Source organism: Cryobacterium arcticum, assembly GCF_001679725.1.
Classification (GTDB): Bacteria; Actinomycetota; Actinomycetes; order Actinomycetales; family Microbacteriaceae; genus Cryobacterium; species Cryobacterium arcticum_A.
Window position 1 is genome coordinate 2,302,788 of record NZ_CP016282.1, and the last position, 25,109, is coordinate 2,327,896.

Annotated in this window: 25 protein-coding genes; 10 read left to right on the plus strand and 15 right to left on the minus strand. The window is 65.5% G+C overall.

Translation table 11 applies throughout. From position 1 onward, the window contains the following. Nucleotides 1–11: 11 nt before the first annotated feature. Both PA27867_RS10340 and PA27867_RS10345 read right to left on the minus strand, forming a co-directional pair. Entirely contained in the window at nucleotides 12–977 is a 966-nt protein-coding gene (locus tag PA27867_RS10340; RefSeq protein WP_066596095.1) for a tetratricopeptide repeat protein, read from the minus strand. Continuing rightward, entirely contained in the window at nucleotides 974–2,791 is a 1,818-nt protein-coding gene (locus PA27867_RS10345) for a hypothetical protein (RefSeq protein WP_066596097.1), read from the minus strand. Before PA27867_RS10345 ends, PA27867_RS10340 begins: the two co-directional genes overlap by 4 nt. A gap of 294 nt (nucleotides 2,792–3,085) precedes the next feature. Here PA27867_RS10345 and PA27867_RS10350 point away from each other — a divergent pair, with 294 nt between their 5' ends. After that, the gene (locus PA27867_RS10350) at nucleotides 3,086–4,702 is read left to right on the plus strand and encodes a hypothetical protein (protein WP_066596098.1); all 1,617 of its coding nucleotides are present in this window, start codon (nucleotides 3,086–3,088) and stop codon (nucleotides 4,700–4,702) included. A 67-nt stretch (nucleotides 4,703–4,769) separates the two neighbouring features. After that, nucleotides 4,770–5,819, plus strand: coding sequence for an AI-2E family transporter (locus PA27867_RS10355; protein ID WP_066596100.1), 1,050 nt, complete (start codon nucleotides 4,770–4,772; stop codon nucleotides 5,817–5,819). Between the two features lie 27 nt (nucleotides 5,820–5,846). Here PA27867_RS10355 and PA27867_RS10360 read toward each other — a convergent pair whose 3' ends face one another. The 9 genes from PA27867_RS10360 to rpsB form a co-directional block, all read right to left on the minus strand. Continuing rightward, on the minus strand, nucleotides 5,847–6,575 hold the full coding sequence (locus PA27867_RS10360; protein ID WP_066596101.1) for an alpha/beta hydrolase: 729 nt from the start codon (nucleotides 6,573–6,575) through the stop codon (nucleotides 5,847–5,849). Nucleotides 6,576–6,677: 102 nt separating this feature from the next. Then, nucleotides 6,678–6,974 (minus strand): hypothetical protein, encoded by a 297-nt coding sequence (locus PA27867_RS10365; RefSeq protein WP_066596102.1) that lies wholly within the window; start codon nucleotides 6,972–6,974, stop codon nucleotides 6,678–6,680. A gap of 55 nt (nucleotides 6,975–7,029) precedes the next feature. Continuing rightward, complete coding sequence (locus PA27867_RS21190; RefSeq protein ID WP_236900684.1) at nucleotides 7,030–7,653, minus strand: lytic transglycosylase domain-containing protein; 624 nt, start codon at nucleotides 7,651–7,653, stop codon at nucleotides 7,030–7,032. Between the two features lie 189 nt (nucleotides 7,654–7,842). Then, entirely contained in the window at nucleotides 7,843–8,391 is a 549-nt protein-coding gene (locus PA27867_RS10375; protein WP_066596105.1) for a DivIVA domain-containing protein, read from the minus strand. 46 nt (nucleotides 8,392–8,437) lie between these two features. Then, complete coding sequence (locus PA27867_RS10380) at nucleotides 8,438–9,418, minus strand: phosphatidate cytidylyltransferase (RefSeq protein ID WP_084021410.1); 981 nt, start codon at nucleotides 9,416–9,418, stop codon at nucleotides 8,438–8,440. Between the two features lie 14 nt (nucleotides 9,419–9,432). Beyond that, nucleotides 9,433–9,987, minus strand: coding sequence for a ribosome recycling factor (gene frr, locus PA27867_RS10385; RefSeq protein ID WP_066596109.1), 555 nt, complete (start codon nucleotides 9,985–9,987; stop codon nucleotides 9,433–9,435). Between the two features lie 31 nt (nucleotides 9,988–10,018). Further along, nucleotides 10,019–10,735 (minus strand): UMP kinase, encoded by a 717-nt coding sequence (gene pyrH, locus PA27867_RS10390; RefSeq protein WP_066596110.1) that lies wholly within the window; start codon nucleotides 10,733–10,735, stop codon nucleotides 10,019–10,021. Nucleotides 10,736–10,901: 166 nt separating this feature from the next. Further along, the gene (gene tsf / locus PA27867_RS10395) at nucleotides 10,902–11,729 is read right to left on the minus strand and encodes a translation elongation factor Ts (RefSeq protein WP_066596112.1); all 828 of its coding nucleotides are present in this window, start codon (nucleotides 11,727–11,729) and stop codon (nucleotides 10,902–10,904) included. 11 nt (nucleotides 11,730–11,740) lie between these two features. Continuing rightward, entirely contained in the window at nucleotides 11,741–12,679 is a 939-nt protein-coding gene (rpsB, locus tag PA27867_RS10400) for a 30S ribosomal protein S2 (RefSeq protein WP_066596114.1), read from the minus strand. A gap of 311 nt (nucleotides 12,680–12,990) precedes the next feature. On the opposite strand from rpsB, the gene PA27867_RS10405 reads away from it, so the two are divergent. Next, on the plus strand, nucleotides 12,991–13,641 hold the full coding sequence (locus PA27867_RS10405; RefSeq protein WP_084020971.1) for a M23 family metallopeptidase: 651 nt from the start codon (nucleotides 12,991–12,993) through the stop codon (nucleotides 13,639–13,641). A gap of 20 nt (nucleotides 13,642–13,661) precedes the next feature. Here the strand turns inward: PA27867_RS10405 and PA27867_RS10410 are convergent, their stop codons facing one another. The 3 genes from PA27867_RS10410 to PA27867_RS20950 all read right to left on the minus strand — a co-directional run bounded on the left by PA27867_RS10410 (nucleotide 13,662) and on the right by PA27867_RS20950 (nucleotide 16,225). Then, a complete protein-coding gene (locus tag PA27867_RS10410) occupies nucleotides 13,662–14,585 on the minus strand; it encodes a tyrosine recombinase XerC (RefSeq protein WP_066596116.1) in 924 nt (307 codons plus the stop codon). Nucleotides 14,586–14,658: 73 nt separating this feature from the next. Further along, the gene (locus PA27867_RS10415; RefSeq protein WP_236900685.1) at nucleotides 14,659–15,684 is read right to left on the minus strand and encodes a phosphodiesterase; all 1,026 of its coding nucleotides are present in this window, start codon (nucleotides 15,682–15,684) and stop codon (nucleotides 14,659–14,661) included. A gap of 259 nt (nucleotides 15,685–15,943) precedes the next feature. Beyond that, on the minus strand, nucleotides 15,944–16,225 hold the full coding sequence (locus PA27867_RS20950) for a hypothetical protein (RefSeq protein ID WP_066596120.1): 282 nt from the start codon (nucleotides 16,223–16,225) through the stop codon (nucleotides 15,944–15,946). A gap of 138 nt (nucleotides 16,226–16,363) precedes the next feature. Here PA27867_RS20950 and PA27867_RS10425 point away from each other — a divergent pair, with 138 nt between their 5' ends. The 3 genes from PA27867_RS10425 (at nucleotide 16,364) to PA27867_RS10435 (ending at nucleotide 19,849) form a co-directional block, all read left to right on the plus strand. After that, nucleotides 16,364–17,863 (plus strand): recombinase family protein, encoded by a 1,500-nt coding sequence (locus tag PA27867_RS10425; RefSeq protein WP_084020972.1) that lies wholly within the window; start codon nucleotides 16,364–16,366, stop codon nucleotides 17,861–17,863. Nucleotides 17,864–18,319: 456 nt separating this feature from the next. Then, complete coding sequence (locus PA27867_RS10430) at nucleotides 18,320–18,649, plus strand: hypothetical protein (protein ID WP_157109180.1); 330 nt, start codon at nucleotides 18,320–18,322, stop codon at nucleotides 18,647–18,649. A 921-nt stretch (nucleotides 18,650–19,570) separates the two neighbouring features. Next, complete coding sequence (locus PA27867_RS10435) at nucleotides 19,571–19,849, plus strand: hypothetical protein (protein WP_157109181.1); 279 nt, start codon at nucleotides 19,571–19,573, stop codon at nucleotides 19,847–19,849. On the opposite strand, the gene PA27867_RS10440 is transcribed toward PA27867_RS10435, so the two are convergent. Continuing rightward, the gene (locus tag PA27867_RS10440; RefSeq protein ID WP_157109182.1) at nucleotides 19,840–20,694 is read right to left on the minus strand and encodes a hypothetical protein; all 855 of its coding nucleotides are present in this window, start codon (nucleotides 20,692–20,694) and stop codon (nucleotides 19,840–19,842) included. The genes PA27867_RS10435 and PA27867_RS10440 overlap by 10 nt on opposite strands. 1,850 nt (nucleotides 20,695–22,544) lie before the next feature. Here PA27867_RS10440 and PA27867_RS10445 point away from each other — a divergent pair. The 4 genes from PA27867_RS10445 to PA27867_RS10455 all read left to right on the plus strand — a co-directional run bounded on the left by PA27867_RS10445 (nucleotide 22,545) and on the right by PA27867_RS10455 (nucleotide 25,090). Further along, nucleotides 22,545–23,192: a hypothetical protein gene (locus tag PA27867_RS10445; RefSeq protein ID WP_066596133.1), complete on the plus strand. Its 648-nt coding sequence runs from the start codon at nucleotides 22,545–22,547 to the stop codon at nucleotides 23,190–23,192. A gap of 140 nt (nucleotides 23,193–23,332) precedes the next feature. Next, nucleotides 23,333–23,866, plus strand: coding sequence for a hypothetical protein (locus PA27867_RS20620; RefSeq protein WP_157109183.1), 534 nt, complete (start codon nucleotides 23,333–23,335; stop codon nucleotides 23,864–23,866). Between the two features lie 85 nt (nucleotides 23,867–23,951). Continuing rightward, nucleotides 23,952–24,182 carry a hypothetical protein gene (locus tag PA27867_RS10450; protein WP_066596135.1) on the plus strand — a complete coding sequence of 77 codons (231 nt, stop codon included), beginning with the start codon at nucleotides 23,952–23,954 and terminating at the stop codon, nucleotides 24,180–24,182. Nucleotides 24,183–24,211: 29 nt separating this feature from the next. Beyond that, nucleotides 24,212–25,090, plus strand: coding sequence for a metallophosphoesterase family protein (locus PA27867_RS10455; RefSeq protein WP_167550836.1), 879 nt, complete (start codon nucleotides 24,212–24,214; stop codon nucleotides 25,088–25,090). Nucleotides 25,091–25,109 lie beyond the last annotated feature (19 nt).

A 25,109-nucleotide genomic window follows, 5' to 3' on the forward strand; every position in this document is an offset into this window, starting at 1 on the left:
GCGCCCTGGCCTTAGTAGAGCAGCGCGGTCAGGCGTTTGCGGGCCGGCGGCACGCGGGGGTCGTCGGTGCCGACGACCTCGAACAGTTCGAGCAGGCGCTGGCGCACCAGGTTCTTGCCCGCCGCGTCCTGGGAGGGGAATAGTCCGAGCAGCCGGTCGAAGGCGTCCTCGATGTGACCGCCGGAGAGGTTGAGGTCGGCCACGAGCAACTGCGCGTCGAGGTCAGCGGGGTTGTCGGCGGCGGCTGAACGCACCTCCGCGATGGTCTTGCCCTGCAGGCGGCCGAGCAGGCTCACCTGGGCGAGCCCTGCCGTGGCCATGGCGTCGCGGGGGTCGCGGGCCAGGGAGAGCTTGTAGATGTCGATCGCGGCCGCGTAGTCGCCGCGCTCGATGGCATCGTAGGCCTCGCGGTGGTGCGGCGGCAGTTCGGGTTCCACCGGCGCGGCCGGCTCCCCGGCCGGGGCCTCTGCGGCGTCGGCGACACCGGTCACCCCGTGCTGGGCCGCGAGCTCGAGCACACGTTCGAGGACCTCGCGGATCTGCACCACCGGGAGGACCCCGTCGAACAGCTGCACAGGCTGACCGTTGATCACGGCCGCCAGCGTGGGCACCGAGGTGGCCTGGAACGCCTGCGCGAGCTGCGGGTTGGCGTCGATGTCGACGGTGGCAAGCACGAACCGGCCGTTGTACTCCCGGATCAGGTTCTCCATCACGGGAGTCAGCGACGTCGCCGGTTCGCTCCACTGTGCCCACAGGTCCACGATCACCGGAACGAATTTGGACAGCTCGAGCAGCTCGGCGAAGTTGGTGTCGGTTCCCTCGAGCACGAGGCTCGGAACGGGCACCGGACCGGCCTGGCCGGCCGGCGCACCGGGGGCACCGGCCGCCCCGGCGGCAGGCGCCGGCGGACGGTTCACGAGCGAGGACAGGTCGACGGCGCCGCGCAGGTTTGAGCCGGCTGGGGGGATGACGGTCATGGAAGCTCCACGGATGAGATCAGTCCTTGGCTGAAGCCAAGGAGAACGATTTTGTCGGTCGACCCGGCAGCGGGCACATGGAAGAGCAACTGCTCGCTGTAGGTGTTCTGGATGCCCTTGGTGGTCTTGGTGATCCCGGACAGGGCCTTGCTCGGACCGGACGTCGGTTCGATCGTCGCCTTGCCGTTCACCGAGGTCACCGTGGTGATCTCGTTGACGCTGACGGCCACAATACTGCCGGAATCGTTGGTGGACAGGGCCACAACGTCGCCGCTGCCCGCTGCGTTGGTGAATTCCATCGCGGCGGTGTCCTCCAGGGCGTCCTTCTGCTTCTGCTTGCTGTCGACGCCGAGCAGGGTGCGGGCGGAGTCGCCCTCGGCCTGGAACTGCGGGAAGGACGCGCTCGCCTCGCCGTTCAGGAGGATGTCGGCGTACGCCGGTCCCACGGCCTCGGGGGCCATGGAGATCAGCTTGCTGTCCGGCGGCACCAGGGAAGCCCCGATGGTGGCCGGCGCGACACCGGGCACCTTGGCGGAGGCCTCGAGCTGGATGGCGTACTCCACGAGGTAGTTCTCCCGCGGTGATTCCTGCTTGAGGATCAGCGCCATGGTGGGCACCGTCGACTCATCGTCCGACTGCAGGACGGTCATGACCACGCGCGGCCAGGTGTCCGTCTGCTGCGGCAAGGTGAGGGTCATCGGGGAATCCGGCAGCGCCGTCGTGGGGGCGAAGGACGAGTCCGCGGTGCGGATCTTGTAGTTGGCCAGGCGCTGTTCGAGGGCAGGCCCGGTGAACCGGGTCGCAATGCTGTCGGCGTCCAGGCTCTCGTCTGCGGCCGCGGTCAGCGTGACGATGTCACCGACGATGCGTTCGAGCTGCGGCGTGGTGACGGCCGGGGCCTTCACCTCGGCAGGTGCGGGCGCTTCCGTGCCCTCCGCGGTGGCGGACGGTGTGGCGGTGGCGGTTCCGGACGGCTCCGGCGCAGACGACGGCCAGAACTCCGGCGAGCATCCGCTGAGCACGAGCCCGGAGACCAGGACCAGCGGCACGGCGATCATGGAGCGCCCGATCGAGCGACGCGGGCCGGTGATCTCACTGGCCTTGATCGTCTTGGGCCGCGGCACCCGGGGCAGCTTGGGCATGCGCGGGCCGCGCGGAACGTTGCGGCGCGGACGACGGGAACGACGGAAGTGCAGCAGGCCGAGCAGGTAGACCACGAAGCCGATCAGGGCCATCAGCGCTCCCCCGACGATCAGCGGTCCAGCCCATGGTGTGGAGTTGTCCAACGGCCAGGCGACGGTGATGTCGGTGGGCGCCGGCGCCGTGCCGTCGGAAGCGATGATGACCGAGATGCCCTCCGGAACGGTGAGCGTGGTCGTCAGCGACCCCTCGGCGGAGAACTCCTGCAGCCAGAGATCCGATCCGGCCGGGTTCGTCGGCAGGGCCGGGGCCTCGGCCTCGGCGCTGTCGGCGGACGGCTCCGTTGCTGCTGGGTCCACGGTGGTCACGCCGAGGGTGTTGGACTCGGCATCGAAGGCCACGTCGGCGTAGTCGTCGGACCCGATCCACGAGGTGACGTCGCTGGTGCGGCCGTAAGCTACGAAGACGCTGTCGGCGCCGCCCACGGTGATGGTCTGACTGCCGGGGAATGCGGTGAGGGCGCTGCCCTCGATCACGGCGTAGGGGGAACCGTCGCCGATGGTGGCGCTGAGGCTCTGAGAAGCCGGTTCGAGAAAAATAGTCCGCTGCGCGATGCCGAATGCGATCATCAACGCAGCGAGAACGAATGCCAGAATGGCGAAGACGAAACGCACGTAAAACCCTCCTGTGTTGCCTGCCGATGGCTGCACCTTGGAGCGTGCGCCACCGTGTGCCGGGGCCGGAAAGCAACAGACACGGACGTTCTACGATAGTGGACGCTCCTGAGAGGTGCCTAATAGCGCTTTGTCCCGGCCTCTTCGAGACCTCCAGCAGCCGGAATCGGCCCCTGAACAGGGGCAATCCTGGTGACCGATGGGTCGGTGCGGTCGCCGCCGGAGGCACTAAAATCAGACGGGCCGCTCCGCCAGTGCACAGACGGGGTGAGCGCCCACTAACGAGGAGAGATCGTGGCGACCGAAGAGGCTGACTTCACCCAGGTGTTCCGGGGGTACGACAAGGACGAGGTCGACAAGGCGATCCAGGGCCTGCGACGCGACCTGATCCAGGCGAACGCGCAGAGCACGGAGTCGGCCAAGGAGGTCAAGCGGCTCTCCCAGCGTATCGACGATCTCAACGCCGAGATCGAAGAGGTCGGCAGTCCCACCTTCTCCGGCCTCGGCACCAAGCTCGAGAACACCCTCCGGGTGGCCGAGGAACAGTCCACCCGGGTCATCGCCCAGGCCGACATCGACGCCGAGAAGCTGCGCGCGTCAGCATCCGCCGAGGTCGACGCCATGAAGCGCCAGGCCGCCGAACACGCCGAACGCTCGGTGTCGGATGCCACGGTGAAGGCCGGTCGCCTGCTGACCGATGCCCAGACCGAGGCCGACGACCTGCTCAGCCGGGCCGCGGAGACCGCGGACCAGGTCACCCAGGACGCCCTGCAGGAGGCCGCCGCCATCCGCGGCGCCGTGGCGACCGAGGCCGCGGAGCTCCGCGCCACGGTCAAGCGCGAGGTCGCCGCCATCCGCTCCGAAGCCGAGCGGGAAGCCGCCGAGGTGCGTGTCGTCGCGCAGCGTGAGGCGACCGAGGCCCGCGAGATCGCCGCCGGGTTGACCCGCGAGACCGAACTCACCCGCGCCGAGGTCGCCCACGAGCTCGACCAGCAGCGCGCCGACCTGGCCCGGGAAACCGAGCAGGCCCGCATCGACCTTGCTGCCGAAACCGAACAGGACCGTATCGACCTGGCCCGGGAGACCGAGCAGGCCCGCATCGACCTCGCCCACGAGACCGAGCAGGCCCGCGCCGACCTCTCCGTGGAGATCGAACAGGCGCGCACCGACCTGGCCAGGGAGATCGAGCAGGCGCGCACCGCTCTGGCGATCGAGGGCGAGCAGGCGCACACCGACCTCGACCGCGAACTGGACCGGGACCGCGCCGCCGTGGTGCGGGACCTGGACAAGGCGCACGCCGACCTCGCCGCCGAGGTGGAGCAGGCCAGGGCCGATCTGGCGCGCGAACTGGAACAGACCAAGGCCGATTTCGACGCCGACAGCGAGCAGGCCCGCATCGACCTGGACAACCACCTCACGGCCACCCGCAAGCGCGGCGAGCACGAGGCGGCCAAGCTCCGCCGGGAGATCGACCAGATCCGCGCGGACCTCGAGGTGGAGCTGAAGGCCCGCCGGGACGAGGCCGAGCAGGATCACCTGGCCCGGCACCAGGCCGCCGTGGCGCAGACTCAGAAGTACCTCGACGACTCCGCTGCCCAGCTGGCCGGGACGAACGCCAGGACCCTCGAACTGCGCACGCTCAATGAGCAGCTGGACGCCGGCGCACGCGCAGAGGCCAAGGCGCAGAAGGCGAAGGCCGATGACGCCGCCGAGCGCATCGTGCAGGGCGCAGAGGACCGGGCCGCGGCGCTCATCAGTGATGCGGAGACACGCACGCGTGACCTCGTCACCGACGCGGAAGACCGCCTGGCGCAGATTAGGATTGAGCGCGACTCGGTCGCAGGTTATTTCGAAAGCCTGCGCAGCGTCCTGACCCAGGCGGAGAAAGTGAACTCCGACCAGGACCAGTAACACCCCCGGCTTCTCCGGTTCGTCTCGCGCGGCTGGCTCGGCCCGCACCGGAAAAGTGGAGACAACTGTGAAGATCCAAAACGCCTTCCGTCTGGGCCTGGTCGGCACCCTGGGTGTCGGAGTCGGCGTGCTGATCCTCAGCTCCGTCGTGTCGCTGTCCACGATCATCACCTACGTGGGCGCCGCACTGTTCCTCGCGCTGGGCCTCGACCCGGCCGTGTCGTGGTTGGAGAAGAAGAAGTTCCCGCGTTGGGCGGCCATCCTCACGGTCCTGGTGGCCGTGCTGGGCGTTCTCACCGGCGTGATCTTCGCGATCGTGCCGATCATCGTCGATCAGGTTGCCAAGCTCTCCGAGCGAATCCCGGACCTGATCACCTCGGTGAACACCTCGACCTTCCTCGATGACGTGCAGAAGCAGTTCCCCGCCCTGGACGTGCAGAAGCTGGTGGGATCGGTCACCGACTACCTCGGCGGCAACCTCACCACCATCACGGGCGCTATCGTCGCTTCGGGTGTTGCCATCGTGACCGGCCTGTTCGGTGGACTGATCATCCTGATCCTCACGCTGTACTTCACGGCGTCACTGAACAGCATCAAGCGCGCCACCTACCAGCTGGTTCCCGCCTCCAAGCGCGAGCGGTTCGCCGACCTCAGCGAGCAGATCACCACGGCCGTCGGGCGCTTCATCGTGGGGCAAGGGGCTTTGGCCGCCTGCAACGGCGTGCTCAGCTTCATCTTCCTCTCCATCATCGGCGCGCCCTTCCCGGCACTGCTCGCGGTGATCGCCTTCCTGTTCTCGCTGATCCCGCTGGTGGGCACCATCACGGGCTCCGTGCTGATCGTGGCGACCTGCATGATCCCCGGCATCGGCAGCTCCTGGCTCACCGTGCTCGTGGCCGGCATCTACTACCTGGTCTACATGCAGGTGGAGGCGTACGTGCTCAGCCCCAACATCATGAACCGCGCGGTCGCCGTTCCCGGCGCCGTCGTGGTCGTCGCCGCCCTCGCCGGCGGTTCACTGCTCGGCATCCTGGGCGCGCTCATCGCCATCCCGGTGGCCGCGTCGGTCATCATGATCATCAAGCAGGTCGTCATCCCCCGCCAGAACGAGCTCTAGGCCCGGTTGCGGCCCGGGCCGCAGGGGCTAGAGCTCCCCGGCCCACTCGTCGGGCAGCGGCGCCTTGGCCGGGTTGACCACGGACACGATCTCATTGAGCACCCGTCGGGTCTGGTTCTCCCCGACCCACAGGTGCTTGCCGCCGTCCACGGCGATCAACCGCGCGTCCGGCACGCTCGCGAAGCGAGCCCGCGCCTCGTCCGGGCGCAGGTAGTCGTCGAGTTCTGGAACCAGGACGACGAGCTTCCGCGGGTTTCCCGCCCAGGCCGCCACCTCCGCATCCGTCGCCCGGTGCAGGGGCGGCGACAGAAGGATCGCGCCCGCAATGGGGTGCTCGAGGCCATACTTGAGGGCTAACTCGGTGCCGAACGACCAGCCGACCAACCACGGATTGGGCAGGCCCCGCTCCGCCACGAAGGCCATGGCGGCGGCCACATCGTCACGTTCGGTCTGCCCGTGCCCGAAACTGCCCTGGCTGGTTCCGCGGGGGGACGTGGTGCCGCGGGTGTTGAACCTGAGCACTGCCAGGTCGGCCAGGGCGGGCAACCGGCTGGCGGCCTTCCGCAGGATGTGCGAGTCCATGAATCCACCGCTGGTGGGCAGCGGATGCAGCGTCACGAGGGTCGCCACGGCCGGACGGTGCAGCGGGGTCGCGAGCTCCCCCACCAGGGTCAACCCGTCACCGGTGTGCAACTCGATGTGTTCCCGCACGGCGGGCAGTTCGATACCGCCGCGGATCTCGACCGGTCCGGCCATAACATTCTCCTCATCGGGTTGACGGCACGGCTGCCGCGGGTGGTGCAGGGGTCTTCACACCCCGCCGGCCACTGGAAGGCACTGCGCCGGACAGGGCTGTCGCTACTTGAGCTTCCAGCAGTGCAGGTGCCAGTGCCGACGGGCGGCGAGATCGGCGGCGTCGCCCATCACCCCGTCGCCGCGCCAAGTGACGACATGCGCCACCCCCGGCGCGATCTCCAGCCGGCAGCCGGGACACAGGTAGGTCTTCGCGGCCGCTACAGCGCTGATCGGCTGGACGTTCCAGAGACCGTCTCGCTTCGATTCGGTGCGGCGCCACCCTGCCTGCAGGCGGGCGAATCCGTCGTCGTCGCCGCCGGCGCCGCTCTTGCGGCCGTGGGGACGGTTACTGCGCGGCATGAGGAAAGTCTACCCGGGGCTGATTCTGCCGATCCGGACGGACCGGCGATCTGCTCTAGTACCAGCCGACGTCGACCGAGTGGCCCCAGGCGCCGCAGGGGGTGCCGTAGCGCCCACTGATGTAGCCCAGGCCCCATTCGATCTGGGTGGCGGCGCTGGTCTCCCAGTCGGAGCCGGCGCTGGACATCTTCGACCCGGGCAGGGCCTGCGGGATGCCGTAGGCGCCGCTCGGGTTGGCGGCATTCACGCGCCAGCCGGATTCCTTGTTCCAGAGCGAGACGAGGCAGCTGTACTGGTCTTCTCCCCAGCCACGGGCGGCGACTGCTCCGTACGCGTAGGCCTGGGCAGATCCGGGGTCGGGCACCGCAGCAGCGGCGGCGCTGTACGAGGAGGACGAGGACGAGGACGCCGGTGCGATCACGACGGGAGCCGGCTCGGGCTCGGGTTCGGTGACGGTGTACCCGTCCACGATGACCGTGTTCTCCACGCTGCTCGCCACGAGCAGCGACTGGGCGGCCGCACCCTGGTACCGGTCCGACGTTGCGCCGGGCACCTGGAAGTACGGCGACGCGGTGGCGCCGGAGTAGGGGTCGACGACGGTCACCAGGACGAACGCGGCAGCCGCGGAGAACGCGAACAGAGACAGGGCGGCGTGGCCGCGGGACCGCGGGCGGACCACTGCGCGCTGCGGCGGCCTGGTCGACGCGCGCAACGGCGCCGGAACATAGGGCGCACGGCGTGCACTGACGGCCGGTGTGCTCACCGGAGAAACGCCCGATTCGGGCGCGGAAATACTGAGATGTCTACCCACGATTATTCGACCCTAGCCCACTTCTTGTGTAACAGCCAGGTAACGACACGCTGCGGGTCACCGAACGGCGAGCATGACGTCGACGACGCTGTCCAGAACCAGGTCCACCTGAGCCTCGCGGTAGCCTGCACGCTGGGGCCGGAACACTGCCGTGCGCACGTCGTCGACGGTGACGGTGGTCCCGTCCTGGAAGTAGCTGACGAGCTTGGCCGACAGGCTGTCGACATCCGCTCGGTTGTAGCCCGAGCTGAAGATGCTCGTTCGTGAGAACCGGTGACCGTCCGGCCGGCCGAGCCGGTTGATGAGAACCTGCGCCGTGCTGCGCGCCTCCTCGAGCCAGGCCTGTGACCCGGCCTCGCTGGTGGCGCGTTCGCGTTCCCGCAGCGCGAATGCGTCTTCGAGGCGCTCGAGCGCGGCGTCCACGTGTTCGGGCGAGTATCCGCCCTTCTGCATGCTGAACGCGGTGTGGCGGATGTCGGCGCTGGTCAGCTGGTCCGGACCGTCCGCGCCGTCGTACGCCTGGCGGGTCGACTCGAGGAACTCTTCAACCTGCTTGAGGTTGTAGCCGGGGGCCTTCTTGCTGGATCGCGGAAACGTTGTGCTCACCGCCTCATTCTGCCTCACGAGGGGCCGACTGTCGAAAGCGACCCGGTCACGCGAAAATCAGGTACAGGGCGTAGGCCGCGGCCGCGGATGGCAGGATCGAGTCGAGGCGGTCGAGGAAACCGCCGTGTCCGGGCAGCCACGAGCTCATGTCCTTGATGCCCAGGTCCCGTTTGATGAGCGATTCGGCGAGGTCGCCGAAGGTCGCGGTGATCAGGATGACGGTGCCGAAGATCGGGCCGAACCACCAGGGCTCGTCGAGCATGAAGATGGCCAGGAGGATACCCACGACCATGCAGACGATGGCCGCGCCAGCGAAGCCTTCCCACGTCTTCTTCGGGCTGATGGTGGGCACCATGCGGTGCTTGCCGAAGGACAGGCCGGCGGCGTACGCGGCGGTGTCGGCCGAGATGACCAGGAGCAGGAACGCGAGGGTCCACCACTGGCCGCCCTCCTGGGTGACCAGGAGCACCGCGAAGCTGGCCAGGAAAACGACGTAGACCTGGATCAGGAATCCGCCGCCGATATCGCCGAGCACGATCTTGGCGGGCGCCCGGTGCGCCGGTAGCACGAGCATGGCCACCCGCCACAGCGCGATGAACGCGATGCCGCCCAGGGTCGCCAGCCATTGCCCGGCGGCATCCCCGTAGAACGCGGCGGGCACCACGGCGACCGCCGAGATGAGCACCGGGATGCGCGGGACGTTCCGGCCGCCGTGCCGCAGGGCCTGGGCGAGCTCGAACGAGGTGAAGCCCACGATGACGAAGGCGACGATCATGAAGAGTTCTTTGATGAAGATCAGGCTCACCAGCATCGACCCGCCCAGCACGAGCCCGATCAGGGTCGCGAGGATCAGGTTGCGCCCGGTGCGGGCCTCAATGCGCTCATTCGTTGCGTCGAGCTGGGCCTTGGTCGCCTGCACCTGCCGCTCGATGTCGGCCTTGGTGGACTGCACCTGCGCACGGAACTCGGCCCGGGATGCGCCGCGTCCCCGGTGAGGTGGCTTGGTGGGCCCTGGATCGTCCGTCATCACGCTGCCCTCCCCTAGATGGCGAGGAGCTCGGCTTCCTTGCGCTTGAGCGCGTCGTCGATCTGGTCGATGTGCGTCTTGGTGATCTGCTCGAGTTCCTTCTCGGCGCGGGCCACGTCGTCGTCACCGACCTCGCTCTTGAGAGCGTCAAGGTCGTCCTTGGCCTTGCGGCGCAGGTTGCGCACGGACACCTTGGCGTCCTCGCCCTTGGTCTTGACGATCTTGACGTACTCCTTGCGGCGGTCGTTCGTCAGCTCGGGCAGCGAGGCCCGGATGACGATTCCGTCGTTGCCGAGGTTGGCGCCGAGGTTCGGGGTGTCCCGGATGGCGTTCTCGATGTCGCGCAGGGCGCTCTTGTCGTACGGGGTGATCAGGAGCGTGCGAGCTTCCTGGTTCTGCAGCGACGCGAGCTGACCCAGCGGGGTCGGGGTGCCGTAGTAGTCGACCAGGATCTTCTGGAACATTTGGGGGTTAGCGCGGCCCGTACGTACGGTGGCGAAGTCCTCTTTCGCGGACTCGACGGCCTTGTTCATGCGCTGAGTGGTGTCGGACAGGACATCCGTAATCACGGTGACTCCTTCTTCGGTGGCTTCAATAATCCTAGTTGGAGACGAGGGTTCCCAGTTCGGCGCCCAGGATGGCGGCGGTCACGTTACCGTGCGGCGCCATTCCGAACACCCGCATGGGCATGCTGTTGTCCATGCAGAGGCTGAAGGCCGTCGAGTCGACGACCTTGAGTCCGCGCTGGAGCGCATCCTGGTAGGTGATGCTGTGGATCTTGTGCGCGTCGGGGTTGGTGCGAGGGTCGTCGGAGTAGACCCCGTCGACACCGTTCTTGGCGACCAGCACGACCTCGGCGCCGATCTCCAGGGCACGCTGGGCGGCCACGGTGTCGGTGGAGAAGTAGGGCAGTCCGGCGCCGGCGCCGAAGATGACGACGCGGCCCTTCTCGAGGTGACGCTCCGCGCGGCGCGGGATGTACGGCTCGGCGACCTGGGTCATGGCGATGGCGGACTGGACGCGGGTCTCAGCGCCGGCCTGCTCGAGGAAGTCCTGCAGGGCCAGGGCGTTCATGACGGTGCCGAGCATGCCCATGTAGTCGGCGCGGCCGCGGTCCATGCCGCGCTGAGAGAGTTCGGCGCCACGGAAGAAGTTGCCGCCTCCGACCACGATCGCGATCTCGACGGTCTGTGCCGCCTCGGCGATCTCGCGGGCCAGGCCGCTGATGACGTCGGGGTTGACGCCGAGGCTCCCGGCCCCGAATGCTTCGCCCGATAGCTTGAGGAGGACCCTGCGCTTCTTACCCGTGTCTGACATGCCCGTGAGCGTCCTTCCGTTGTGACCTGCTTCTAAAACTACCGGTACCAGCCCGGTCGGGGGCACACGCCGCCGGAGCGGGGTGTGCTGTAGGCACAGAAAAGGAGACCGGATTGCCTGGGCGACCCGATCTCCTCCTCGTGGTGCTACGTGGTGCGTGTGCTGGTTACGCGCCGACCTTGAAACGGGCGAAGCCCGAGATGGTCAGTCCCGCGTCAGCGACGACCTTGGCCACGGACAGCTTGTTGTCCTTGGCGTAGTCCTGCTCGAGCAGGGCGACCTGCTTGAAGTAGGCGTTGATGCGACCTTCGACGATCTTGGGCAGCGCGGCGGCCGGCTTGCCCTCGTTCTCGCTGATCTCGGTGACGATGCGACGCTCGGCCTCGACGGCTTCTGCGGGAACGTCTTCGCGAGCCAGGTACTCCGGGTTCGCGAACGAGATGTGCTGGGCGATGCTGCGAGCGGTCGCGGCATCCTCACCGGCGTAGCCCAGGACCACGCCGACCTGCGGGGGCAGGTCCTTGCTGGTCTTGTGCAGGTAGATCTCGAAGTTCTCACCGGTGACGGCTGCGACGCGGCGAAGTTCGAACTTCTCGCCGATGATCGCGGCTTCGCCGTTGATGAGGTCTCCGACGGTCTGCCCGTCGGCCGGAGCGGCAAGCGCCTCGGTGACGTTCGTGGCGCCGGCTGCGGAAACCGCATCCAGGACCTTCTCGGAGAGAGCGCCGAACTTCTCGCCCTTGGCGACGAAGTCGGTCTCGCAGGCGAGCTCCAGCAGGTACGCGGTGTTGCCGATCACCTTGGCGGCGACGAGGCCCTCAGAGGTGGAGCGGTCAGCGCGCTTGGCGTTGCCCTTTGCACCCTTGAGACGCAGGATCTCGACCGCGCGCTCGATGTCGCCATCGGCTTCGACGAGTGCGTTCTTGGTGTCGACCATGCCGGTGCCGAGGCGCTCGCGCAGGATCTTGACGGATTCGAGGTTGAAGTTTGCCATACCTGTTGTCCTTACTTGGTGTCGGCTACGGGAGCGTCGGCTGCAACCTCTTCGGTTGCGGCTTCGGCCGCTGCGGGCTCTGCTGCTTCGGTCTCAGCGACGGGCGCCTCTTCTGCAACCTGCTCGGTGGCGACGGTTTCGTCGGCAACCTTCTCGGTGTCAGCGGAGGACTGCTCGGGCGTGGTCTCGGCCGGAGCTGCGAGCAGCTCGGCTTCCCAGGCGGCGAGGGGCTCGACTTCGGCGCCCTCTTCCGGCTTCTGGTGACGCTGGATGAGGCCCTCGGCAGCGGCGTCCGCGATGATGCGGGTCAAGAGGCCCACGGAACGGATGGCGTCGTCGTTACCCGGGATCGGGTACTGCACGTCGTCGGGGTCGCAGTTGGTGTCGAGGATCGCGATGACGGGGATGCCGAGCTTGCGCGCCTCGTCGATGGCGAGGTGCTCCTTGTTGGTGTCGACAACCCAGAGCGCGGACGGCGTCTTGGTCAGGTTGCGGATTCCGCCGAGGCTCTTGTGCAGCTTGACGAGCTCGCGCTTCTTGATGAGCATTTCCTTCTTCGTGAAACCGCTCTTGGCGGTGTCCTCGAAGTCGAGCTCTTCGAGCTCCTTCATGCGAGCCAGACGCTTGGAAACGGTCTGGAAGTTGGTGAGGAGGCCACCGAGCCAGCGCTGGTTGACGTAGGGCTGGCCGACACGCGTCGCCTGCTCCGAGATCGATTCCTGCGCCTGCTTCTTGGTGCCGACGAAGAGGATGGTGCCGCCGTGGGCGACGGTCTCCTTGACGAAGTCATAGGCCTTGTCAACGAACCCGAGCGACTGCTGCAGGTCGATGATGTAGATGCCGGAACGCTCGGTGAAGATGAATCGCTTCATCTTCGGGTTCCAACGGCGGGTCTGGTGCCCGAAGTGCACGCCGCTGTCGAGCAGCTGGCGAATGGTTACGACGGCCATGAGCCGTACTCCTTATCTGACGAATCTGCGCAGCAGAAAACGCCCATCGGTTTGTGTCGTGATCGGATGACCACTACTCCTGGTGCCCGGCGCACGACCCGCCCGTCTTCTTGCGAAGTCAGGACCGAATGGGTGTGTTGGCCGAATGGGCACGCGTAGTCAGCGCACAAAGCGCTGCTCAGAGAACTCTAGCACCAGCCCGGCCCCGTCCGTGGACGGCTCGGCCCCTCCACAGTCGAGTTCGCCACCGCCGTGTGCACAGGTTCAGCTTTGGTGACCTGCCGTCGCCCCGCCGCGTCCAGTCTCGGTGTATGACATCCTCCACGCTGACCCTCCCGCTCATCCGCCGCATGGGGCTGACAGTCGCGGCCGCTCTGACCCTGTTGCTCAGCCCATCCGTGCCGGAACCGGCACCCGCAGCCGCAGCCGCAGCCGCAGCCGCAGCCGCAGCCGCGCCACGGTCAGCCGCCCGCGCGCCCGAAGCTAATCCCGCTTCCGCAGCTGCAACGGCTACCGCATCCCTCGTGGTGTGGACCTGGCCGGTCGGACCGCCGCACGATCAGCTCCGCCCCTTCGAAGCTCCGAGCAGCCGCTTTGCCGCCGGGCACCGCGGCATCGATCTGGTGGCCCAGGCCGGGTCGCCGGTGCGCGCCCCCGCCGACGGCGTCGTCTCCTTCGCCGGCACCGTGGTCGACCGGCCGGTGCTGTCGATCCAGCACGGCGACGACCTGATCTCGAGTTTCGAACCGGTCGCGGCCACCGTGGCCACGGGCGAGCGGGTGAGGGCAGGGCAGGTGGTGGGGATTGTGGCGTCGGGGGCGCACTGCTCGGATCGCTGCGTGCACTTCGGGGTGCGCCGGCACGGTCAGTACATCTCGCCCGTGCTGTTTCTCGGCGGAATCGCGCGGGCCGTCCTGCTTCCCCTGCCGCCGACCGGCCCTGTCCCCCAGCCGCCCCGCTGACCTGCCACCGCCTCTGCGGGTCAGGCCCGGGGGTGGGCCAGGCGGTAGCTCTGCTGGAGGCGCTCCGCCGAGACGTGGGTGTAGATCTGGGTGGTGCCGAGGCTCGCGTGACCGAGCATCTCCTGCACGGCGCGCAGGTCGGCGCCACCGTCGAGCAGGTGGGTGGCCGCTGTGTGCCGCAGGGCGTGCGGGCCGGCCGGTCCGGTACCGGGCATCGACTCGAGCAGCGCGGCGACGGTCCGGTACACCGCGCGCACTCCCAGGCGCTGCTGGTGCCGGCCGAGGAACAGCGCCGTGGTGGGCCCGGTTCCGGCCGGAGCAGTGGCAGCGGCGAGGGCCGGCCGCGCGGTGTCCAGATAGCGCAGCAGCGCCTTCTGCGCCGGCACCCCGAACGGCACGACGCGCTCCTTGCTTCCCTTACCCGTCACGCGCACGGTCAGACGGGACGGATCCACGTCTGCAATGTCCAACCCGACCAGTTCGGACACGCGCAACGCCGAGGCGTACAGCAACTCGATGACGGCCAGGTCCCGGATCGCGGCAGGGTCACCCGTGTCAGCGGCGAGCTGGAGCCGGTCAAGGAGTTCCTGCATCTGGGTGCGGTTGATCACCCGAGGCAGGGTGCGGCCGGGCTTCGGTGAGCGCAGCCGCACCGCGGGGTCGCTGGCCAGGGTGCCCTCTCGGGTCAGCCAGGCGGTGAATCCCCGAGCGGACGCGGAGCGGCGGGCGATCGTGGCGCGGGCCAGGCCTGCCTCGGTTCCGGTCCACAGCCAGTCGCGCAGTAGCTCGAGGCCGAGTTCGTGGACCTCGGTCGCCCCGCGTTCCTCGGCGAAGGTCGCCAGCCCGGCCAGGTCCGCGCCATAGGCGCGCACGGTATTGGCGGAGAACCCCCGCTCCGTCGTGAGGTAGCGAGCGAAGGCATCGATCGCCCGGTCCAGGTTCATGCTTCCAGCATCCCCTGCCCGGACCTGGATCGCGGCAGCGACGCGGGTATCCACGGCGGGCATCCGTTCGGGGTCAGATCGTGTGCCGGGAGAACGCCTCGAGGCGGTCGGGTGCGCTGAGCGCCTCCATCCGTGCCAGGTAGGCGGGATCGAAGCGGGTGACCACGTCGAACGCGCCCAGAGGAACCGTCGAGTGCACCACCTGGTCGGCATAGACGTGCACGAGATTGATCGACTGTCCGCCGTCCACGCCGGTGAGCTGGCGGGGCGGGGCGGCCACGTCGATCGTGTAACAGGTGGCTGCCGCGACCGAGACCGGGATCCCGGCGAACAGCCCGGTGGTGGCGTAGTGCAGGTGCCCGCCGAGGATCGCGCGCACGTCGCTGCCCGCCAGGACCTCGGCGAGGGCGGCCTGCTCGCGGAGCTCCAGGATCGTCATCAGGGGCAACGCCGTGGGCACCGGCGGGTGGTGCAGCGCGAGCAGGGAGCCGAATTCGGCGGGCTCGCTCAGCACCTCCGTCAGCCAGGCGAGCTGCCCGGCGGTGATCTCGCCGTGGTGGTACCCGGGCACCGTCGTGTCCAGCGTGATGAGTCTCAGGCCGTTGAGGTCGGCCACGGCGTCAATGGGAGCGTCGTGGGCCTCGACGCGCAGTAGCTCGGTGCGGAATGCCTGGCGCTCGTCGTGGTTGCCCATCACCCAGATCAGTTCGGCGCCCATCCTCTCGGTTGACGCCTCGACGATGTCGCGCACGCGGCGGTAGGCATCCGGTTCGCCGCGGTCGGCGATGTCCCCCGTGAAGACCAGTGCGTCGATCGGAAGGCCGGACGCCTCCAGCTGTGCCATCGCCCGGTGCACCGTGCTGTCGGTGTCGACGGCGTCGTAGAGCAGGCGTCCGGAGCCGTCGGACGCGGTGCCGAGGAAGTGGGTGTCGCTGAGGTGGGCGATGAGGTGGGTGGCGGCCGGGTACTGCCCCAGCTGCACGGCGGGACTCTCGTCGCGCTCGGTGGCGCGAGCAGACGAACGCCCGGCAGGACTCGGCCCGGGCTGCGCTGGTGCCGGCGCTGACATCTGCGCGTTCGTCGGTGTGGTGTCCGTCATCGGCTGGCCCCTCGCCCTCTCGGCTGACCCGGCGCGTGGTGCGCCACGGTCTCTCCCCATCACCCTAAACGCCCCCACCGACCTCCCCCGGCAGCCGCACGCGCAGCCGCGCCCGCCGCCGCACCCGCAACTGGTCCCGCAACTGGTCCCGGTGCGGACATCCGGTCCCGGTGCGACGGCGCCACCTGTCCGGATGGGGAGCAGTTGGCAGACGGGGCGCTGCGGGGAGGTGACGCAGGGGCCGGGAACGCAAGCCCGCTCAGGTGACCCGCACCCAGCCGGTAGCGCGCTCCCGCACGGATCCCTCCAGATCGAGGGTGCCGAGGGCGCCGAGCACCGCGGCCGTCGAGAGCCCGGACCGCCGGGCGACCTCGGCCGGCACGCGTGGCGCCCGCACGCTCAGGGCGTCGAAGACCCGGATCTGATCGCTCGTGCGCTCCCGCGGCCCGGCACCGCCCACAGCTCCGCCCGCGCCGGGCAGGTCGAGCTCGGGGTCGACCCCCACTCCGATCAGCTCGGCCATCTCGGCGGCCGTGGTCACGCAGATGGCGTCGTAGTCGCGCAGCAGCCGGTGACAGCCGGCCGAGGTGGGCGAGGTGACGGGTCCGGGGACGGCTCCCAGCGGGCGCCCGAGGGCGGCCGCGTGCCCCGCCAGGCTGTTTAGGGATAGCCTCTAGCCATGGCAACAACTGGTCAAGCAAGCTGCGTCATCTACGTTCGAATGTCGCAGGATCGTAGCGGCGAAGAATTGGGTGTCGAGCGGCACGAAAAAGATTGCCAGCAACTCGCGAAGAAGCTCAACTTGACGGTCGATCACGTCTATAGCGACAACGACCAGAGTGCGACCAACGGCAAGCGGCGCCCAGAGTTCGAGGCAATGCTGGCGGCAAAACCGAGGGTAATTATTGCCTGGCATCAAGACCGACTGCTGCGACTCACGAAAGACCTTGAGCGAGTCATGGACGTGGGCAGCAAGGTCTACTTTGTCACCTCGGCCGAGAACGGTCTTGACCTATTGTCGCCAGCTGGCCGAGCGGTTGCCCGCACCCTCGCTGCCTGGGCCCAGTATGAAGGTGAGCAGAAGCGCCTGCGCCAACTGTCCAAGAACGTGCAGCTCGCCGGCCATGGTCACTGGCAGTTCAGTCTCCGGCCCTTTGGCTACGAGAGGACTGGCGGAAAGATCGTGCAGGTGCCGGCGGAGGCCGCGGTCATCCAGGAGGGGTACGAAAGAGTACTCAAGGGTGCGAGCTACCGTCAGCTCGCAGTTGACTGGAATAGCCGTGGCATCAAACCCCTGCTCGGTCAGCAGTGGCAAGGCTCCCGCGTCCAGCGTCTACTCGAGAACTCGCACTATGGCGGCGTCCCTACCTACAAGGGTCAAGAGGTCGACCTGGACGAGGGTAAGGCCATTCAATGGACGCCAATCCTTACCCCGAGACAGTGGAAGGACTTTCGTGAGCTGAAGATGAATCGCAAGCGGAAGCGCTCGTGGGCGGTGACACCCAAGCACCTCATGAGTGGGATGCTGACATGCGGTGTCTGCGGCGGCCAGATGTTTAGCCATGCCCAGGACGTGACGACTCGAAACAATACCCTGAACGCGAGAGGGAACCCCGTCCGGGTGCCGGCCCTTCGCGAGGACGGTACGCGGCTGAAAAGGACCACCTACGTCTGCGTCGACAAGCATTGCGCGTCCATTCGGGGTGAGTACGTCGATGCCCTCGTGAGAGCGGTCGTCTTGAAGAAGCTGGCAGACGAACGAGTCACGATGGCTTTGCGGCCCAACGATGAGGCCACCCCGTTGCAGGACGAGGTCGCCGATCTGCAGCGGCGTCGTGACGATGTCACTGACCTTGTCGGCGAGGGGATTATGGACAAAGCGAAGGCACGGGAAAAGCTCGCGGACCTGACCGAGAAAATCGGGCGAACCCAGGCGCGCCTCGCCGCAATCAGGGCGGAGTCGCCCCTGAGCGACATCCGGCTTGCTGAGTCCATTCCGGAACGTTGGGATGCACTGGAGGTGTTGGAAAGGCGCAGGATTATCGCAGACCTAGGACTGCGATTGACCATCAATCCGGCCGCCAAAGGTGCACGCGGCATCGATCCAGACACTGACACTAAGTACACCGAGCGCGCATGGGCGTTACGGCGTATCCAATGGGTCATTCCTGAGGATTGAGCCTCGAGCCAAACGACGATGGCTTCTTGCGCTCACTCGCAAGGCACCAAAGCACTTCGATCGCTGACGTCGCAGACAGAACGCCTGCAACGCGGCAGTGATGGGGCGCGCGCACTCGTTGCCGGGGGCCGATGCATGCCATCAGTAATTCTCGCCGTGTCCGTGAAGCCGCCGGCCGACACGTTCATCATTCAGCAGCACAGACCTTCAAAATATGCTGGTATATCAGCATTTGACATCCTAGGCATGCGTAAGTATGTTCGAGATGGCCCGAATAACATAAGGGCAGAGAACACCCTCGAAGTGCACTAGAAATCATCACCTCGACGTTCGATTTACGAGTGGACGAGCACCGTCGGTGCACGACCGCCAAGCAACCGCTAATAGGTTCGGCGACTCGGTCCCTTGAAAGTAACCAAACTTTTGAGGTTGACTATGCCCCCCACAATCACCAACATGCGGCCCGCCGTGTACACCGACATTCGTCTCGACCTTGCAGAGGCTTCCGAGATGCGCAACGAACGCGGCGAACGCCGGTTCGGATCGATGTACACCATCCGACGACGGGTGAAGGACGGCACGCTCCCCTACGAGCGCGTCGGAATCAAGTACTACGTGCGCCTGTCCGCACTCGAAGCGCTGGAGTGCATGAATGTCTCCACCGACCGGGCCACAGCCGCAATCGCTGAGTTGGAGATCGCAGCCAATCGTGTGCTTGCGTTCAGCGGCCCGCTCTCCGACGAGCAGTGCGACCGCATCGCTGCACGTCTTAAGGGGGCCGCGTGATGACCGAGAAGAGTGAGCTCCGCCATATCGGCCGCAGGATCACCTGCATGGATGCGCGGCTCCCCGAGGACCTGATTGGTGGCCTTCGATGATCTCCGCAGTGGGCGCAAGGCGTTCGCTGGACGTCTGGCGGGCCTATGGCGCGCATGAATGTCCGCAAGCCTTCGGCCCGCGGCGTTGCTCGCTGGTGGTGATGAACTGCATTGACACCGGGGTGTTTGAGGTCTTCCTCTCTCAACCGGTGAAGTACTAGGACGTGGGACGCATCTGGGACCTGCTCTGAACCAGGATCTCAAACGCTTTCCCGCTTACCAGAGCGAGTTCCTACGTTCGGCCGCGCGCAGAGGGCGTGGCCGCCCCGTTTGAGGAAACCGTCGTACAACGGCCGGTTGCAAACCCTGCACGATGGGTTCGACGTCCGGTGTATCGTGGGGCTCTCGTCCCGCGCTGTGCGTTCCATCAGTAAGGTTCTCTGGCGCAGAGCGTCTTGGTGTACCCACTCATTCCTGCGTTTAACTTCGGCCAGATTATTCGTCTGAAACTCTTCGAGTAGATCGCTCGTCAGGCCTGATCCCGCCAGGCGAAAGTGCCCCATTGAAGTTCAGAGCGAGTCAGCCGGAGCCCGGAATGTCTACTGTGGCGCGAGCTGTGTCGCCTTCAGCACCATGCCCTCTCGAGACTGCGGTCCCGAGCTGCTGGGTATATGGGTTGAGCCAAAGGAGCGGTAGTCCGCTCGCGACAACAGCTTCGTGCGTCGGCGAAAGCCTCACCTCGTTCCAATCCTCATTGTCCACGTTGACCTGCGTACCAGCGGACACCGCTCTTTCCCGAATCATGGCTCCCAATTCCCGCGTAGTCTCAAGATGCCTATCGATGTCGCTACATGACAAGACGTAGAGGCACCCCTGCTAGCCTCCTAGCGTGGAAAAGACAACTCGGGAAGTGCTTCTTGAACGCCTGACGGTTGTGCGGGCGCTCCTCGCGGCTCGAACGAAGATCGGGGCCACCATGGCAATTGTCATGGACTCTGACACCGCCGAAGCCGCCGTGACGGGCATCGCTGAGTTACTCGAAACCACTGACACGGCGGCGCGGGTTGTCTTCAACACTCCGATCCGGGTGTATCAGATGCATCCAGTCGATTTGCTAAGCATCGAAGCGAACGAGTTGGTGGTGGCCCTCGACCACGCTCAGGACTGATACCGGGCGTGTGTGGGGCTTGCAAAGATCTTGTAGCTGTAGCTGTTCCACAGCCGTGAGAACTGTGCGCCGACCGGATCTCCCTGGACGGTAAAGGCAACACGCCATTCGAGGTGGTACTGGGTGCCCACTGCGCTCCCCTGCTGGAAGTTTGCAAAGTTGATTTGCTTCGCTGTTCCCGGGTACGACCCGAGGCTGCAGTTAGCCCAATCGTACAAAGGCTGATCGAAAGGCGCTATCTCGTAGTACGTCGTGCACTTGCTCTCCTGGAACGAGACCGCCGATCCTTGATACGTGTACACGCTTCCGGCAAGACTCACCCCGTCGGTGGAATAGTAAAAGAGCTCCTGCCACAGATTGAAGTTAGTGCGACCGATCGCGGTGCAGTTCGAAACGCTCGTGCAATAGCCATAAGCGACGTCCACGTACAACTCCCAGTTCACGTCTCCTGAGAGCTGACCGTCAGAGTATTTCGTGCCCAGCGGCCGCATGACCCCGTCGCTGCTCATCTTTTCGGCTGCCGCGCCAGCCGTCCCAGAATCAGGCGCGTCAAGCACTTCTTGCAATGACTGGGTCGTTTCGGTACTGACACTGCCAGACAGGTTTTCCAGGAATTCCCCAGCACGTTCGTCGTCACCATTGAGCGCCAAGGCTCGTATGCCCTCGGTGAGAGGATCTTCGCTTTCGCTGGCCACGAATGTGATGCACTCGGCGTCTTTGAACATGTCAGGGGTGCAGACCGCGGACTCATCCGCGGACGCAGAAGTGCTCCCTCCGAACGCCACGAACGCAATTGCCATCACTCCAGCACTTGTCGCGACCATCCGCTTTGAAAATCGTTTCATCGAATTCCCCCCATATTCTTGCTAGACAGAACGCAACCGACCGCTCCTCGTCGTCTTAGAAGAGCTACTCAGCATCTCCCCCCGGTCGCCTGGTTTCATAGTGCCCAATCCGGGCTGCAATTGCTACCCTCTCGATTCCTTTGGAAGGTACCGCGAATATGCCGTCGAGGTCGACGGCCTCACACACGATGTAGAGGGTGCGCCCTTGGCCTCCTGCCGGATTCGAAGGCTCCTGCCGCTCGATACCGCCTTTTTGCGATCGCAGCACGCCGCCACTGAAGCGCTCACGCTCATATGCTGCGCGCACGGTGCACTCGTTCGGCTCGCGAAGCAGCCTCATCGCTCACGCTTGCCGGTTGGAAACCGGTGTGATCCTGACTGCGCCGTGGGGAGCGAAGCAGAGGAGCGGCGTTGGCAGTATGGCACCCGACAACCACCCAGCAGGGGGTTGGGAGGGCGAGGAGCGTAGCGACGAAGTAAGGGCCCGGTGAGCCTAGCGAGGCGGGAGAGGGAGACACAGAGATCGAGCGAAGCGACAGTCGAAAGTGCTCCCGAAGGGATGTCGGCTGCGCCGACCACCAAGCTAGATTTCATGCAGCGAAGCGAAATGAAAACGACGCTTGGTGCCATCCCCCCTTATGCCCTTTTCTTTCTCCTCACGTATTCGGAGCTTCAGCGGAGAATCGTGTCGCTTTTTGCTGGTGTATCAGCGGAAATGGATGATTCAACACCTCTGTTAACAACCCCGTTGACGCAGTCAACAGCACTGGGGGTTGTTAACAGTGGCATCCATTTCCGTTGGAAAGGCGGGGTTTGGCTGTCAACGGCTTTCGAGGTGCCTTGGCACCGTGTTGACAGCCATTGAGCGCAGCGACGCAGAGCGCACTTCCACCTCTGACTCAATGCTCGTTTCACCCCGCCGCAGCCGCGGGCACGCGGCTGCTTGTGCCTCATCATCAGCGCGGTGCTCAGCTCTGCTGAGCACCTCCTGATGCGACTTCATCAGTGTCAGAGCCGTCTCGAAGAGGCTGCGCTGACTATCCGCTTCGACCGACGGAGGAGGACGAATCGGGGCTCGTGACAGCCGTGCAACGGCGCCCGCTTCTGCGTTTCACCTCAGGCCATTGGGCACAGAGTCGATACAAAAGAAGTCGCCTGGTTGGCGGCACAACGGAGTCTCGACCGCACGCAGCGGCGATAGGTAAGCCGCCCACGGCGACGCTCTAGAACGCTTTCCGACGTCGTGGCGCAATACGCCACATGCACCTGGGCAAGCCACGGCGTCCTGCCCGGATCCGCCTGGGTGGCTGTTATGCCGTCGTGGCGAAAGGGAACATGCATACGAATGTCGCGCTCCCTCTTGAGGGCAACCCGTGACCACGCAATGGACAGGGTCTGACCACTTGATGGCCACTGGATTCGACACCACTTTTGGAGGGCGCGGAGTGACCGATGTCCGGCCCATTGGCGGCCGAAAACCGGCCGAAGCAGGACCGCCAATGAGTCCGCAGGAAATGCGTTGTGTGTGCGGCCCGCTTGTGACCATTGGGTGGCCACTAGGCGGCCACGACAGCGAACATAAGTACGAATAGAGCCCCAATCCTTCGATGCAGGTTGCTCTAGTTGCCGTCGAGCTAGAGCTGATTGATAGCAAGCACTGCCTGAGGGCATGGCTACCAGGAATCTCGACGCCGACGCTGGCGAATGCCTGCAAAGCTGAGCGTTTTCTGCCAGTGTCCGAAAGGCCTGTTCACGGATCCGTTCGTATACGAGCAACCCCGCGTTCATACGCGGCGACGCTGACATTACAGCGGTGGCGATATCGGGCGAGTACCTCTAGTCTTCCCTCCATGACCAGGTCCGCACGAACACCCAGCGACGATGACGGGCTGCTCGGCCCACAGGTCTCGGACATCGCGGTCCAGGGTCTTGCAGACGCCATAGCCCAATTGGGCAACGATCGCGAGTACTTCGTTAAGGCTCTCACTGACTTCCTACTGGCGATGAAGCCGATCGCGCGCGGGCTGACAGAAGACCAGGTGCAGTTCCTTATCGAATCAGGCTCATTTACCGCTGCAGAATGGGCAGCAACATCCGCATCGGTGGACCGAGGGGGTCTGCAGGTCAGCACCGCCGAGGAATGGTTGCTCGATTTTCTAGCGACGACGTCACTAGAAGACACAGCAGATTTCCTCGATTGGAGCGATGACCGCGTTCGTGCGGCAGTGGCCAACGGGCAGCTGTACGGCATCGAGGTGTCGGGTCGCCTCCGCTTCCCCAGATGGCAGTTCAATGCTCCCTCGGGGCTACTTCCCGGGCTGCCTGAAATCATCGCTTCCGTCACACCGCGATGGCACTGGCAAAGCACCGCTGGATTCATGTTGTCCGAACAGAGCGAACTCGTCGGCGAATCTCGTATGACTCCTGTTCAGTGGCTCCGCGACGGACGTGAAGTGAAGAACGTAATCAATCTCGTCAAGGCTTCTGATTGGCGATGAGCGACTGCCCACCAGCACCTTCTACTGCCCCGACGTTGGGCAACCATTTGCTCAGTCCATGGCCAAAGTCGGGCTGGCGCCCCACGCTAAGCCGTGCCAATTCTGCTCGGATATGAGTGGAGTACTAATCGAATGCACCGGTGAGTAGAGTCGGGCATCGCGGAACTGATGCCGCCACCGTCCACGCCGACCAGGGCAAGAGGAAACCGATGTGCGAGCCAAACCTAGGTAGTGAATGCCGCCCGATTCGTGCAAATGAATTCGACGCGACAGCGCTGGCGGCAGAGGTGCAGCCGGATGCGAAAGGTGAAGCCAAGAACAGCGCTCCGGGCCATTCACCCATCATCAACAATGGACTCCTTCCTCTGTTCATGGTGCTCACGGGAGATGAGACCTCCGACGGATGGGGCAAACAAGCAGGTCAATACGTTCGCCACATCCGCCGGAGCACCAAGGCCGGCCCGACGTTCTCCGAGCTATTCGACGCTCTTTTGTCCGACCAGGAAATCTGGGCGGGACGGATACCAGCATCAGTCCGCCACCAGTTTCGACTCAGCGTGGCTGTCCACTGGCGCCGCAATCAGTGGATCAGGTTCACCAAACGCACCCGCTCGTTGTCTGAGGGCCCAGCGTCTTTCCATTCCCGCCGGCACCAGAAAGGGAAGCCAGAATAGCAGCCGTTCGTTGTCGTAGGGCTTTTAGTCGGCGCGGGCATCCGCCTTCGTCTTCATCGAATCAAGAACACCCAGAAGGAAAGCAATGAACGAAAGATCCTGGCGCGATCTGTGGCCGCCGTTCCGGGTCGCACTCGTTGAGGAGACCGCGAGGTGCTTGGCGGACCAGCAGTCTGCTGCCACAGGCGGCGAGCGGCCACGCTGGGAAGAGCTGACCGCTCTGGGACAGCGCGATTTGACGGACAACATCGCTGGCATCTTCCTCGCTCAAGATCAGGCCATGCATAATCTGATGGAACGGGGATTACCGTTGTGAGCTGCGAGGCAGAATTAGCCGAAACTCCGTTGATCAAGACCCCGCTAGTCCCGGAAGCCGAGACGCATGTTGTGGTGGCCGGCGACTGGCACGGAAATATCGACTGGGTCGGCAGGGCCATTCCATCTATTGCCCGCGACACCATTGGGGTCAGAACGATCCTCCACCTCGGAGACTTTGGGATTTGGGCGGGCGTGCGTGGCCGCAAGTACCTCGATGCCGTCGATTTCTGGTGCGGGAAGGCCGGCATCTCTAGAGTGCTCGTCACACCTGGAAACCACGAGGACTGGAAATGGCTCAAGAGTGAATTCGACTCGCAGCCCGGGCAACCAGTAAAGCTGAGTTCCGCTGTCGAGGTACTCCCCCGCGGCTATCGATTCACGATCGCCAACAAGACCTTCGCGTCCTTCGGCGGTGCCGCCTCCGTTGACTTTGAGCAGCGTACAGCGGGCATCGGCTGGTTCCCCGGTGAACTACCCACGGAACACGACGTTGCGCATGCCGTCGCTGGTGGCTACGCGGACATCCTTCTCACGCACGAAACCGTTGACGGTGGCACTGCCGCTACGGAATCCGTGCTCAACCGCAATCCAATGGGCTGGAGCCCCGAAGCCCTGGCCTATTCGAGCCGGTCGCGCGAGCTCGTCACGCAGGTCTGGGAAGGTATCGCGCCGAAGGTGCTGTTTCACGGTCACATGCACGCGGCCGACGAGATCACCCTGCCTTCCGGGCAGCAAGTCATTTCCCTAGGCCGTGATGGCCAGGCGAAGAATCTCGCTCTCCTCGAGTTATCGACCCTGCATTGGCAGTGGCTCGAGGGCCCACGCAAGGCGCCGCGGGTTCGACGGACGCGAGACTGGGTGACCCAGTACATGACACGGCCTGACTGCGAGAATACCGCTGACTGAGCCGCATCAGTTGGTTCTC

Coding starts and splice junctions, on each gene's coding strand:
- PA27867_RS10340 (WP_066596095.1), bottom strand. CDS start 977: ATGACCGTCATCCCCCCAGCCGGCTCAAACCTGCGCGGCGCCGTCGAC.
- PA27867_RS10360 (WP_066596101.1), bottom strand. CDS start 6,575: ATGGCCGGACCGGTCGAGATCCGCGGCGGTATCGAACTGCCCGCCGTG.
- PA27867_RS10365 (WP_066596102.1), bottom strand. CDS start 6,974: ATGCCGCGCAGTAACCGTCCCCACGGCCGCAAGAGCGGCGCCGGCGGC.
- PA27867_RS10380 (WP_084021410.1), bottom strand. CDS start 9,418: ATGACGGACGATCCAGGGCCCACCAAGCCACCTCACCGGGGACGCGGC.
- pyrH (WP_066596110.1), bottom strand. CDS start 10,735: ATGTCAGACACGGGTAAGAAGCGCAGGGTCCTCCTCAAGCTATCGGGC.
- tsf (WP_066596112.1), bottom strand. CDS start 11,729: ATGGCAAACTTCAACCTCGAATCCGTCAAGATCCTGCGCGAGCGCCTC.
- rpsB (WP_066596114.1), bottom strand. CDS start 12,679: ATGGCCGTCGTAACCATTCGCCAGCTGCTCGACAGCGGCGTGCACTTC.
- PA27867_RS10405 (WP_084020971.1), top strand. CDS start 12,991: ATGACATCCTCCACGCTGACCCTCCCGCTCATCCGCCGCATGGGGCTG.
- PA27867_RS10410 (WP_066596116.1), bottom strand. CDS start 14,585: ATGAACCTGGACCGGGCGATCGATGCCTTCGCTCGCTACCTCACGACG.
- PA27867_RS10415 (WP_236900685.1), bottom strand. CDS start 15,684: ATGACGGACACCACACCGACGAACGCGCAGATGTCAGCGCCGGCACCA.
- PA27867_RS10425 (WP_084020972.1), top strand. CDS start 16,364: ATGGCAACAACTGGTCAAGCAAGCTGCGTCATCTACGTTCGAATGTCG.
- PA27867_RS10430 (WP_157109180.1), top strand. CDS start 18,320: ATGCGGCCCGCCGTGTACACCGACATTCGTCTCGACCTTGCAGAGGCT.
- PA27867_RS10440 (WP_157109182.1), bottom strand. CDS start 20,694: ATGAAACGATTTTCAAAGCGGATGGTCGCGACAAGTGCTGGAGTGATG.
- PA27867_RS10445 (WP_066596133.1), top strand. CDS start 22,545: ATGACCAGGTCCGCACGAACACCCAGCGACGATGACGGGCTGCTCGGC.
- PA27867_RS10450 (WP_066596135.1), top strand. CDS start 23,952: ATGAACGAAAGATCCTGGCGCGATCTGTGGCCGCCGTTCCGGGTCGCA.